At 71.7% G+C, this 12,103-nt stretch carries 11 protein-coding genes; 9 read left to right on the top strand and 2 right to left on the bottom strand.

Annotation, left to right across the window (positions count from 1 at the left end; translation table 11 throughout):
* Entirely contained in the window at positions 1-1,404 is a 1,404-nt protein-coding gene (locus AB0M08_RS19205) for an MFS transporter (protein WP_364494659.1), read from the bottom strand.
* Between the two features lie 101 nt (positions 1,405-1,505).
* Between AB0M08_RS19205 and AB0M08_RS19200 the strand changes: the two genes are divergently transcribed.
* From AB0M08_RS19200 to AB0M08_RS19165, 8 genes are all read left to right on the top strand, one after another.
* Entirely contained in the window at positions 1,506-2,456 is a 951-nt protein-coding gene (locus AB0M08_RS19200) for an Lrp/AsnC family transcriptional regulator (RefSeq protein WP_364494656.1), read from the top strand.
* 60 nt (positions 2,457-2,516) lie between these two features.
* Positions 2,517-3,752 (top strand): amino acid ABC transporter substrate-binding protein, encoded by a 1,236-nt coding sequence (locus AB0M08_RS19195; RefSeq protein WP_364494653.1) that lies wholly within the window; start codon positions 2,517-2,519, stop codon positions 3,750-3,752.
* A complete protein-coding gene (locus tag AB0M08_RS19190) occupies positions 3,745-4,620 on the top strand; it encodes a branched-chain amino acid ABC transporter permease (RefSeq protein WP_364494650.1) in 876 nt (291 codons plus the stop codon). Before AB0M08_RS19195 ends, AB0M08_RS19190 begins: the two co-directional genes overlap by 8 nt.
* A gap of 17 nt (positions 4,621-4,637) precedes the next feature.
* Complete coding sequence (locus AB0M08_RS19185) at positions 4,638-5,603, top strand: branched-chain amino acid ABC transporter permease (RefSeq protein WP_364494647.1); 966 nt, start codon at positions 4,638-4,640, stop codon at positions 5,601-5,603.
* Between the two features lie 22 nt (positions 5,604-5,625).
* A complete protein-coding gene (locus AB0M08_RS19180) occupies positions 5,626-6,366 on the top strand; it encodes an ABC transporter ATP-binding protein (RefSeq protein ID WP_364494644.1) in 741 nt (246 codons plus the stop codon).
* Positions 6,350-7,054 (top strand): ABC transporter ATP-binding protein, encoded by a 705-nt coding sequence (locus tag AB0M08_RS19175; protein WP_364494641.1) that lies wholly within the window; start codon positions 6,350-6,352, stop codon positions 7,052-7,054. The genes AB0M08_RS19180 and AB0M08_RS19175 overlap by 17 nt, the downstream gene beginning before the upstream one ends.
* A 126-nt stretch (positions 7,055-7,180) precedes the next feature.
* Positions 7,181-7,903 (top strand): isochorismatase family cysteine hydrolase, encoded by a 723-nt coding sequence (locus AB0M08_RS19170; RefSeq protein ID WP_364494639.1) that lies wholly within the window; start codon positions 7,181-7,183, stop codon positions 7,901-7,903.
* Positions 7,896-8,522: a GNAT family protein gene (locus AB0M08_RS19165; RefSeq protein ID WP_364494636.1), complete on the top strand. Its 627-nt coding sequence runs from the start codon at positions 7,896-7,898 to the stop codon at positions 8,520-8,522. Before AB0M08_RS19170 ends, AB0M08_RS19165 begins: the two co-directional genes overlap by 8 nt.
* A gap of 142 nt (positions 8,523-8,664) precedes the next feature.
* On the opposite strand, the gene AB0M08_RS19160 is transcribed toward AB0M08_RS19165, so the two are convergent.
* Complete coding sequence (locus tag AB0M08_RS19160; protein WP_364494633.1) at positions 8,665-9,795, bottom strand: class I SAM-dependent methyltransferase; 1,131 nt, start codon at positions 9,793-9,795, stop codon at positions 8,665-8,667.
* A 136-nt stretch (positions 9,796-9,931) separates the two neighbouring features.
* Here AB0M08_RS19160 and AB0M08_RS19155 point away from each other — a divergent pair, with 136 nt between their 5' ends.
* Entirely contained in the window at positions 9,932-11,881 is a 1,950-nt protein-coding gene (locus AB0M08_RS19155; RefSeq protein ID WP_364494630.1) for a hypothetical protein, read from the top strand.
* The last annotated feature ends 222 nt before the right edge of the window (positions 11,882-12,103 follow it).

The following is a 12,103-nucleotide window of genomic DNA, read 5'->3' as shown; positions in this document are numbered from 1 at the left end:
TCATACGAGGACGTTCGCCGTCGTCCGCTCGCGGAGCGTGAACGCCAGCGCGATCATCGCGCCGCCGATGATCGCGCCGATCGCCCACACCGCCCGGAACGAGGCGATGGTCGACACCGACACCTGTGCCCCGGCGACCGTGGCGGGCATCGCGAACAGGGACATCACCAGGGCGAACAGCGCTCCGGCGATGGCGCCCGCCGCGGTACGGGAGGTGTTGTACAGGGCGGACGAGACGCCCACCACGTCGGCGTCCGCGCGGGCGACCACGACCGCCGGCAGCACCGTCACGACCAGGCCGTTGCCGATCGCCCCGACCACGCCCGCGCCGATGAACAGCGCCGCGCTGCCGCCCGCGAGGAGCATGCCGAGGTAGGAGAGCGCGGCGAGCAGCCCGCCGACCGCGAGCGCGCGGGGTGCCGTGATCGCCCGCGCGATCCGGTCGCCGGTCATCGAGGCGGCCACCATCACCAGGGTGGGCAGCAGCATCACCACCCCGGCCAGGCCGGCGGGGAAGCCGAGCCCGTACCCGTAGACCGCCGGATCGGCGAGGTAGTAGAAGGTGGTGGCCGTGGTGCTGCCGTAGAACTGCGCGCCGAAGAGCACCGCCATCAGCAGCGGCAGGCCGATGCCCGCCCCGGAGAGCACGGAGAGGTCGATCAGCGGATGCGCCACCTGGCGTGCGGCGAGGACCCAGCCGCCGAGCAGCACCGGCCCGCCGATCAGCCCGGCGAGGACGACCGGATCGGCCCAGCCCCAGGTCGCGCCGTTGGAGAGGGCGCCCAGCAACAGCAGCAGCCCGAGACCGAGCAGACCCGCGCCGAGCCAGTCGACGCGACCGGTGTTGCGGGTCGTGGTCTCCGGCACCAGGAAGGCGACGATCGGCACGCAGAGGGCCATGAAGAACACCGGGATCCAGAGCGTCACCGCCAGGCTGCCGACGACGCCGTAGAGCACGCCGGAGATCACCCCGCCGAGCGCCGCCCCGAAGGTCAGCGCGGCGACCAGTCTGCCGATGCTGCGCCCGGCGTCCTCGGGCCGCCGCTCCCGGACGATGGCGAACTCCAGCGGCAGGAACGCGGCGAGCGGCGCCTGCAGTGCCCGGCCGAGCAGGAACACCCCGAACGTCGGCGCCACCGCGACCACGATCGACCCGGCGGTGACCAGGGCGGCGGTGATCGCGAGCATCCGCTGATGGCCGTAGACGTCGCCGAGCTTGCCGAGCACCGGCACGAAGACCACCGTCATCAGCATGTAGATCGCGGTGACCCAGTTCAGCTGGGCGGTGTCCACGTGCCAGCGGGTGCCGATCGCCTCCACCAGCGGGATGAACCACCCCTGCAGGAAGCCGCTGGCCAACTCGGTCACGACGAGGAACCCGACGACGCCGTTCCGTATCTTCATCACGCACTTCCTTCGTTCCGCACGACGAGCGCGGCCAACGTAGGAAGCGGTTGTTTCTCCGGAATTTCCCTCGCGCCGAATCCGAATCCGGGCGGGCGGCGGTGAGCGAAATCGAACTCGACCCGCTGGATCGTGCGCTGATCGACAGCCTGGCGATCAGGCCGCGGGCGACCTGGTCGGCGCTGGCGGCGGTGCTCGGCTCGGACGCGGGGACGCTGGCCCGCCGCTGGCGCCGGCTCACCGGCGAGGGGCTGGCCCGGATCGCCGCCGAGCCGGGCCCGGCTCGGGCGCGGTCGGTGGCGGTGATCGAGATCGAGTGCGACCACCCGGAGGTGCGCGGCGTCGTCGGGCGGCTGGCGGCCGAGCCGGTGGTGGTGTCGGTGGACATCACCAGCGGCGGCCGGGACCTCGTCGTGGTGGCGGCCACCGTCGAGCACGACGACATCGTCGTCCTGCTGACCGGTCGGCTGACCGGGGTGCCCGGTGTCCGGTCGGTCCGCGCGGCCTTCGCCGACTCGCGGATCCGGGCCGACGTGGTCTCGTTCGGCGCGCTCACCGGCGCGCAGCGGGCGGCCCTGCGGGCGATCCCGGAGCCGGCGACCGTCGCGGCCCCGGTGGATCCCGGCGTCGAGCGGGCGCTCGGCGCGGTGTTGGCCCGGGACGCCCGTGCCTCCTGGAAAGAGCTGTCCGACGAGGCCGGGCTCTCCCCGCACCGGGCCCGCTCGGCCCTGGCCGCGCTGCTGGCCGGGTCCCGGCTCCAGCTGCGGATGCGGCTGTCGCCGCGGATCTCGCACACCGGTGTGCTGGTGTGGTTCTTCGGCAAGGCCGATCCGCTGCGGGCCGGCGCCGTCCTCGACGAGATCGCCCGTGCCGAGAGCGTCCGGTTCGCGGCCGCCGTGCACGGGCGCTACGACCTCGTCGCCTGCCTGCGCCTGCGGACGATGGACGACGTGCGGGACTTCCTGGAGCGCTGCGTGCGGCAGTTGCCGGGGGTGCGTTTCGTGGACCGGTCGGTGGTGTTGCGCAGTGATCCATTTATGCACTTCTATTGACAGGGGGTGTTGCGGCGGCCCCAAATGTAAGGCGTGAGTCCTGTTCGAGCAGTGATCTCCATGGCCGTCCTCTCCCTCGCCCTCACCGGCTGCATCCCCGGCCGGGACGGCGACGACTCCGATTCCGCCTCCGGCACCCCCGACAAGATCGTCATCGGCGCCACGCTGCCGCTGACCGGGACCGAGTCCAAGACCGGCGCCCGCTTCAAGCAGGGTTACGAGCTCGCCTTCGAGATGGAGAACGCCGACGGCGGCATCGACGTCGGCGGCACCAAGGTGCCGGTCGAACTCCAGCTGCTCGACGACACCACCGACCAGGCGAAAGCGGTCAACCTCGCCCAGCGCCTGATCACCCAGGACCGGGTGAACTTCTTCCTCGGTACGTACTCGACCGCGCTCGTCGAGGCGCAGAGCACGGTCGCCGAGCAGAACAAGATCCCGTACGTCACCGGTGGCGGCGCCGCGACCTCGATCTACGCCAAGGGCTACACCTGGGTCTTCGGCACCCTCGCCCCGGTCGCGAACCTGGCCACCACCGAGATGGAGTGGATCGCCGAGCAGCAGGCCGCCGGAGCGCTGCCGAAACCGGCCAAGGTCGCGCTGGTCTGGGAGAACACCTCGCACGGCAAGGACTTCCGCAAGGGCGTCCAGGACTTCGCGACGGCGCACCCCGGATCGTACGAGATAGTCACCGACGAATCCTTCGCGCTGGACGGCAAGGACTTCTCGGCGATCCTCAGCACCGTCCGGGCGGCGAAGGCGGACCTGTTCATGGTGGACGCGCACCTGCCGGACTTCATCACCATGCAGCGGCAGTACCTCAGCTCGAACATGTGCCATCAGCTGATCACGTACGGCGCCCGGGGTACCGAATCGGACGCGAAGACCGCGCTGGGCCAGACCGGCGTGGACTACATCCTCTCCGCGGTCTGGTGGAACAAGCAGCAGGGCAACGCCGGGCTCAACAAGGAGTTCGTCGAGAAGTTCACCGCCATGTTCGGCACCGCCCCGGAGTGGTACCAGGCGCTCGGCTACGAGGCCGCCCGCTCCCTGTTCACCGCGATCGCCAGGGCCGGGACCGTGGACAAGGCGGCCGTCCGTGATCAGCTCTCCGCGCTCGACATGGACTCGATCCTGCCCGGCGGCAAGCTGCGCTACCCGGCCGACAAGGGTGGCCAGGCCGACTACCCCTTCGTCGTCCAGCAGAACCTGCCGGACGGCAGCTCGCCGATCATCTACCCCGCGGAGGTGGCGACCGGCAAGGGGGTCGCGCCGAATCCCACCTGCCATGGGTGAGGCGTTCACCCTGGCGGTCTCGGCGGTGCTGCTCGCCGGTTTCTACTCCGCCATGGCGTACGGGCTCGGGCTGATCTACGGCGTGCTCCGGATCGTCAACCTGGCGCACGGCGGGATCATCATGGCCGCCGCGTACCTCGCCTGGCAGCTCTTCGACCGGTTCGCGATCGACCCGTTCCTCGCCATCCCGATCGCCCTGGTGGTCTTCTTCGCGGTCGGGGTGGCGATCTATCTCGGACTCGTGCGCTTCATCCCGCGTGGTCCGGCCGGCGGCGTCCAGTCGCTGCTGCTGCTCTTCGGCGTCTGGCTGGTCATCCGCAACGCCGCCTACCTGCTCTTCTCCGGCAACGAGCAGGTCATCCACACCACGTACGCGACCTCCTCGGTCTCCCTGCTCGGCGGGAGCTTCTCGGTCACCCGGGTGGCCGTCTTCGTGGTCGCCCTGGTCACCCTCCTCGCCCTTCACCTCCTTCTCTCCCGTACGTTCCTCGGCAGGTCCATCCGCGCGGTCGCCCAGAATCCGGAGAGCGCCACCCTCGTCGGCATCGACGTGCACCGGGTCTACGTGATCAGCTTCGGTCTCGGGACGGCCCTGGCCGGCCTCGCCGGGGTGCTCGCCTCGACCCTGTTCGCGTTCACGCCGTCGTTCGGCGCGAGCGAGCTGCTGAAGAGCTTCGTGATCATCGTGCTCGGCGGTCTGGGCAGCGTCGTCGGCATCGCGCTCGGCGCCCTGGTACTCGCCGCCGCCGAGGTCTTCGCGGTCTACGTGGTCCCGCCGTACCTGACCGCAGCCGTCGGGTTCGTCCTGCTCGTGGTGGTCCTCGTGCTCCGGCCGGGCGGTCTCTTCGGCCAGCGGGTGCTGCGGTGAGGATGGCGGGTACTCCGATGACCCGGTGGCGCCCGGTGGCCGGCGCGGCCGCCGCGTTCCTCGCGCTCTACCTCGCCCCGGTGCTGCTGCCGATCGACGAGTACACCCACGACATCGTCGGGCTCACCTTCGTGTTCATGGCCGCCGCGCTCGCCTGGAACTGGGTCGGCGGCTACGTGGGCCAGATCAGTTTCGGGCACTCGGCGATGTTCGGCGTCGGCGGTTTCGTGGCGGCCCGCGCGATGACCGCCCTGGACCTGCCGTTCGTGCTCGCCTGGCTGGCGGGTGGCCTGATCGCCGGGGGCTACGCGCTGCTCTGGGGGCACCCGACCCTGCGGCTGCGGGGACCGTACTTCTCCATCGCCACCATCGGCGTCGGCGAGGCGACCCGGCTGATCGCCACCTACTGGTCCGACTTCACCGGTGGGTCCTCCGGCGTCTCGCTCCCGCTCGCCGGCAACCCCTCCAAGTTCGAGCTCTACTGGTACGGCCTCTACCTGCTGGCCGCCGCCGTGGCGGTCTCGTACTGGCTGCGCGTCTCCCGGATCGGCCTCGGCCTGCTCGCGATCAAGGAGGACGTCGAGGCCGCCGGTGACCTGGGCGTCAACCCGACCCTGTACCAGGACGTGGTGCTCTTCCTCTCCGGCGTCATGGTCGGCGTCTGCGGCGGCTTCTACGCCTCCTACCAGGCGTTCATCGACCCGCAGGACATGTTCAGCTTCGACCGTTCGATCGGCCTGATCCTGATGGCGGTGATCGGCGGCATCGGCACCGTCCTCGGCCCGATCGGCGGCGCCGTGGTCTTCGTGATCATCCAGGAGTACCTGCTGGCCAACTACTCCGACCTCTACCTGGGCCTGTACGGCCTCCTGCTGATCCTGATCATCCTCTTCGAACCGCAGGGCCTGACCGGTCTCCTGCGCCGGCTCCTCCGCCTGCGCCCGCACAGGTTCCGCCGCGAGCGCCGCGAGGCGGCGACGTGAGCGGGCATCGCGAGGCGGCGACGTGAGCCCGCTCCTGGTCGGCGAGGCGGTCAGCCGGCACTTCGGCGGGCTGCGCGCCGTGGACGGGGTCGACTTCCACCTGGACGAGGGCGAGATCCTCGGGCTGATCGGCCCGAACGGCGCCGGCAAGACCACCCTCTTCGCGGTCGCCGCGGGCTCGATCCGCCCCACCGCGGGCCGGGTCCTGCTCGACGGAAAGCCGGTCAGCGGCCGTGCGGCACACCGCTGCGTGCACGCCGGCATCTGCCGGACCCACCAGATCGTCCGCCCGTTCGCTCACCTGACCGTCCTGGAGAACGTCCTGGTCGGCCACCACTTCGGTCGTCCCGTTCCGGCGGCGGGCCGCCCCGCTCCGTCGGCGGCGATGGAGATCCTCGACGTCATCGGGCTCGCCGACCGGGCCGCGGACCTCCCCGGGGAGCTCACCCTGGCCGGGCGGAAGCGTCTCGAGGTGGCCCGTGCGCTCGCCACCGGCCCGCGGGTGCTGCTGCTCGACGAGGTGATCGCCGGACTCAACCCGGTCGAGGCGGCCCGTTTCGTCGACCTGATCCGTGAGATCCGCTCCCGGGGCGTCGCCATCATCATGATCGAGCACGTCATGCACGCGCTGATGAGCCTCTCCGACCGCGTCGTCGTCCTCGACCACGGCCGCAAGATCGCCGAGGGCCTCCCGGACGAGGTGGCGAACGATCCGGTCGTCGTGGAGGCGTACCTCGGAGGGCCCGATGCTGGAACTGCGTGACATCGACGTCTTCTACGGCGACGCCCAGGCCCTCTTCGGTGCCTCCCTCGACGTACGCCGGGGCGAGCTGGTCACCCTGGTCGGCGCGAACGGCGCCGGCAAGACCACCGCGCTGCGCGCCGTCGCCGGGATCCGTCCGTGCACCGGCGGCGACATCCTCTTCGAGGGCGCCTCGCTCCGGAGGGTCCCCGCGCACCGCCGCCCCGGCATGGGCATCGCGCTGGTCCCCGAGGGCCGCGAGCTCTGGCCCCAGCTCAGCGTCCTGGAGAACCTTGAGCTCGGCGCCTTCGACCGGTCCGCCCGCGCTCACCGCGCCGCGAGCCTCGACCACGTCTTCACGCTCTTCCCCAAGCTCCGCGACCGCTCCCGGCAGCTGGCCGGCAGCATGTCCGGCGGAGAGCAGCAGATGGTCGCGATCGGCCGCGCCCTGATGAGCCGCCCCCGCCTGCTGATGATGGACGAGCCCAGTCTGGGCCTGGCCCCGGTCGTGGTGGCCCAGATGTTCGCCACCATCCAGCGCCTGCACGCGGAGGGCCTGACCGTCCTGCTGGTCGAGCAGAACCTGACCCGCGCCCTGCAGATCGCCGACCGCGGCTACGTCCTGGAGTCCGGCCACGTCACGCTCTCCGGCCCGGCCCCCGCGCTGCTCGCCGACCCCGCCATCCGGGCCGCCTACCTGGGCCTCTGACCGTTAGCCCCCGGGCAATCCCTGCCTGGCGCCAGCCGGGATGGACCAAGGGGACGCGGCGGCCTCGTCCACAGGGGAGTATTCCCGGGCGGTGCGGGTGGTGGACGTGGTAGGAACGGTCGCGTGATGTCCGAAAGGGAGTATCTGGCACCTCGGTGGGGGTCGTCGGGGCTGGTTGTCATCGACATGCAGGTGGACTTCGCCGAAGGGGGTGCGAGCCCGATTCCGGGTACGGCGGGTGTCGTGCCGGGCGTGGCGGAGCTGCTCGGGGCGTACCGGCGGGCCCGGCTGCCGATCGTGCACGCGATCCGGCTCTATGTGCCCGGGTCGGGAGATGTTGATCCGCCGCGGCGGGCGCTGATCGAGAGTGGGGCGAGCATCGTCGCGCCGGGGACGGCGGGGGCGGGGATCGTCACGGGGCTCACCCCGCCGACCGTGGAGCTCGACACGGAAGTGCTGCTCGATGGGCGTACCCAGGAAGTGGGTCCTGATGAAGTGGTGATGTTCAAGCCGCGGTGGGGTGCCTTCTATAGGACCGGGCTGGAGGGGTGGCTGCGGGGGCGCGGGGTGGACACCGTGGTGGTGGCCGGGTGCAATCTTCCGAATTGTCCTCGGGCGACGCTCTTCGAGGCGAGCGAGCGGGACTTCCGGACCGTGGTGGTGCCGGACGCGGTCTCGCAGAGCACGCCGGAGCGGGTGGCGGACCTGGAGCTGATCGGGGTGCGCGCGGTGCCGCTGGTGGAGGCGCTCGCCGCGCTGGCGGGAACGACGTCTGAGCGGGCGGTGCCGGAGCCGGCGTCGCGGGAACACGTACCGATGAGCGGGGCTACCGGGGGCGTCCGTGGATGATCTCTGGTACTCGTTGCCGACGCTGACCGGCGACCGGATCCGGCTGGAACCGCTGGCGGTCGAGCACGCCGAGGGCTACCTCGAAGCGGCCGCCACGTCGGCGGACATCTTCACCTGGCAGAGTCCGCCGGCCGGTGCGCTGGCACAGCCGGCGACGGTCGACGACGCGCGACGGCACATCATGAGCGCTCTCGCGGCACGTGCCAAGGGCATGCGTTTCCCGTACGCCGTGACGGAAGTGATCAGCGGGCGCTTCCTCGGCACGACGTCCTTCGCCGAGCCGGACCCACGCCTGCGCTGCCTGACGATCGGGTACACGTGGCTCGGCCGCCCGTGGTGGGGGAGCGGCGTGAACACCGAGGCCAAGCTGCTGATGCTGACCTTCGCGTTCGAGACGCTCGGCGCCGTCCGGGTGCAGCTGGTGACCGATATCCGCAACGTGCGCGCGCAGACGGCGATCGAACGGCTCGGCGCGGTCCGCGAGGGCGTGATGCGCAAACACCGGCGCCGCGCGGACGGCTCGTGGCGGGACACCGTGCTGTACTCGATCGTGGACGACGACTGGCCCGCGGTCCGGAAGGGCCTTCAGCGCACGGCGATCACCGCTGACCCGGCGTGACCGGCCTGCACTCGTACGCCAGGACCACCGCCCGGGTGCGCCTGGGCAGTGGGGGCGTCTGGGCACTGTGGTGCGCGATCGTGGGCAACGCGCTCGGGCCGCGCCTCAGGTCCAGACGGCGCTGAGACGGGTTCACACAGCGTCACGCTCGGGTGGCGGCGGCGAGGAAGCGGTGCTCGGCGTCGTCGTAAACGGTCAACCGCCAGCCCGTGTCGGCGGTGGTCGCCCGGAGGACGTGCTCGGCCAGCGGCTCGTCGGGGTGCAGCGTACGGCCGTGCCGGGCGGCCAGCGACGCGCGACCGGAGGGGTGGAACAGGACCAGGCGGGCGCCCGTACGCGCGATACGGGCGAGCTCGCGCAGGCCGGAGGCGGCCGACGGCAGGTGGTTGATCAGCCCGGCGGCGAAGATCGCGTCGACGCTGCCCGGCGCGAACGGCAGGTGACGGGCGTCGGCCTGCAGCAGCATCGCCCCGCATTCGCGGGCCCGGTCGCGCGCCGTGGCCAGCATCTGCGGCGTGTGGTCGACGCCGAACACCGTCCCGGCCGGGCCGACGGCGTCGCGCAGTGCGGGCAGCGCGCGGCCGGTCCCGCAGCCGACGTCGACCGCGACACCGCCGGTGAGCAGGTCGGACTCGGCGATCGCGGCGGCGTAGGCGGGCAGGTCGGCGCCGAACTTCGTGTCCCAGGTGGCGGCGCGGGCGGCGAAGAAGGCGCGTGACTCCGATCGGTACCAGACCTCGTTCGGGACCAGCTCAGGGTCGATGTGGCGGATCACCGGCCAGTCGACGTCGTGCAGGTCGAGCACGACATGCGCACTCTGCCCGCTCTCGCCCGGCGGCTCGGTGTGCGACGGCTCGGTGTGCGACGGCTCGGTGTGCGACGGCTCGGCGTTCGGCGGCTCGGTGTGCGGCGGTGTGGTGTGCGGCGGATCGGTGTGCCGCGTTCTCGCCCAGACGGTCAGGTGCCAGACGCCGTCGGGCACGCGATCACGCCACTCCGGCCCGGCCACCACCACGGCGGCGCTGGTCAGGGCGGGCCAGCCGCCGTCCTCGGGATCCGCACAGACGCCCGCGGTCAGCCGGATGCAGGGACGCCCGGTGTCACGCAGGTGCTCGGCGAGGCGATCGGCGAGCAGGTCGGGCCCGTTGATCAGAACCAGTCGTCCCTCGTAGGGCAGCGCGCCGACCAGGTGGTCCAGCACGGTCGTCCATCGGCTGGTGTTCGCCCCCATGGCCTCCATCATGCAGGTGCCGCTGCTATCACGCCACTTCAACAGCATTTGCTAGGTGTACGACCAAAGCTCGCTCGCAGTTGCAAGTTTCCTAAGGTCGGGTGCCCTCGGGGTCGATGCTGCTCTGTCGAAGCGGCGTCCCGGCCCGCTTCGCCGCCCCCCCCCGCAGGAGGACGTCTTGCTCAGCCGTACCCGCCGTGGTGTCGCCGTCGCCGCTGTCGCCGCGCTGGTCGTCGCGGCGACCCCCACCGTCGCGCATGCCGCGTCCGCCGACACGCAGGTATCGGGCGTTCTGCAGCGGGTGGTCAGCGACGATCTCGCCGGCGGGCACACCGACTCGGCGACCGTGGTGACCGCCTCGGGAACGCACTACGCGGTCGACGAGCAGGCGGTCGACGAGCAGGCGGTCGACGAGCGGGCGGTCGACGAGGACGCGGTCGCCGGGATCGCGTCCGGCACCCCGGTGAGCGCGACCGTCGTCGGCGACCGGATCGTGGCGGTGCGTGCGCGGCTCCGGGCCACCGCCGAGTCGTCGCAGTTGGGCACCCACCACCTCGTGATCGTCCCGATGTACTGGCAGACCGACGACGTACCCGCGGATCAGCCGACCGCGTCCGAGCTCCGGACCCGGGGCGCCGCGCTGGACGGCTACTACGACGCGGTGTCGGACGGGCAGGTCCGGGTCACCGTGGACGACGTGCTGCCGTGGCGCAGGGTCGACGCGACGACCACGCCGGACGGCTGCGTCGACACCGGTGCCATCGAGACGGCCGCCCGGGCCGCGGCGGACACCCCGGACGACGGGTTCCACCACGTGGTGGCGTACTTCCCGCCGGTCGACGGCTGTGGGTGGGCCGGGATGGCGTACGTCGGTGGGAACTTGATCTGGTTGAACGGCTGGTCGGACCTGCTGGTGTTCGGGCACGAGTTCGGCCACAACCTCGGCCTCGAACACGCCAACGGCTGGAGCTGCTGGTCGGACACCGCGCACACCCAGCGGGTGACCTGGTCCGACGACTGTTCGGTCAGCGAGTACGCGGACACCTACGACATCATGGGCAACGGCGCGCCCGGCAACCTGGACGCGCAGCACCTCGACCAGCTCGGGCTGCTCCCCGCGGACGCGACCACGGTGCAGGGCGGCACGGGCAGCGTCCGGGTCACGCTCTCGCCGCTGGCCTCGGGAACCGGGATGCGCCAGGTGTCGCTGCCGATGGGCGACCGCACCTACAGCCTGGAGTACCGGGTGGCCACCGGGGTGGACTCCTGGATGTCCGATTATGGTCTGCCGGACGGCCTGGCGGTGCACTTCACCGACACCGACGGGGACGTCGTGCACGGCGGCACCGGGCTGCTCGACTTCCACCCGGGTGACCAGCCGCTACTGCTTCCCGGGGAGTCCTGGACGGCGCCGGACGGGTCGTTCGCGATCCAGGTGGGCGAGGCGACCCCGGAGGGGTTGACCGTAACGGTCACCCGGGGGACCACTGCGGACACCACCGGGCCGGCGGTCGGTGCTCCGGTGGCGTCGTTGCGTACCGGGTCGGTGACCGCGACCGGAACGTTGCCGGTGACCGTGACCTGGGGCGTGGTCTCCGACCCGCAGGGCGTGGCCGGCCTCGGGTACGCCCGCGACGGCGGCGCGCTGGTCAGCGTCCCGACATCGGCGCGATCGGTCACCACGACGGCCGCCTCCGGCGCCCCGTCCACCTGGACGGTCCGGGCCGTCGACGGCGTGGGCAACTATCGTACGGTGACCGGGGCGCCGACGAACGCGGTGCTCGACCGGCAGTCGGCCCGCAGGGGCTACAGCGGCGCCTGGAAGTCGGTGAAACGCGCCGGAGCCCTGGGCGGAACCGAGCAGGTGACCACCCGCCGCGGCGCGAGGGTCAGTTGGTCGACGACGGCCCGCTCGGTCGGCTGGGTCGCGAGCCGGGGCCCGTCGATGGGCGCGGTGACCGTTTATGTCGACGGCCGGCGCGCCGGCACGGTCAACCTGCACAGCGGGTCGGCGACGGTGCGGCAGGCGGTGTTCACCCGTACCTGGACGACGGCCGGCCGGCACACGATCACCCTGGTCAACGCGGGCCGGGGGATGAACGTCGACGCGTTCACCAGCCTTTCCTGACCGTCCCGTGTCGTCGCCTTCCCGCTCGCCGCGCCGGTCTGTTCGTCTTCCGGCTCGTCGCGCCGGTCTGTTCGTCTTCCGGCTCGTCGCGCCGGTCCGTTCGCTGCCTGGTGAGATGGTGGAATGCGGTGGCGGGTGGTGTCCGCGGCCTCGCCAGGATGGCCCGTTCCGCCTCTTGGCTGGTCGTGAGGGGTGCCTCGAGAGGCTCGAGGCACCCCTCAC

Origin of the sequence: Actinoplanes sp. NPDC051851, from assembly GCF_040681165.1 — a bacterium.
Lineage (GTDB): Bacteria > Actinomycetota > Actinomycetes > Mycobacteriales > Micromonosporaceae > Actinoplanes.
Note: the sequence above shows the minus strand (reverse complement) of the source record. Positions and strands in the feature narration are given on the sequence as shown.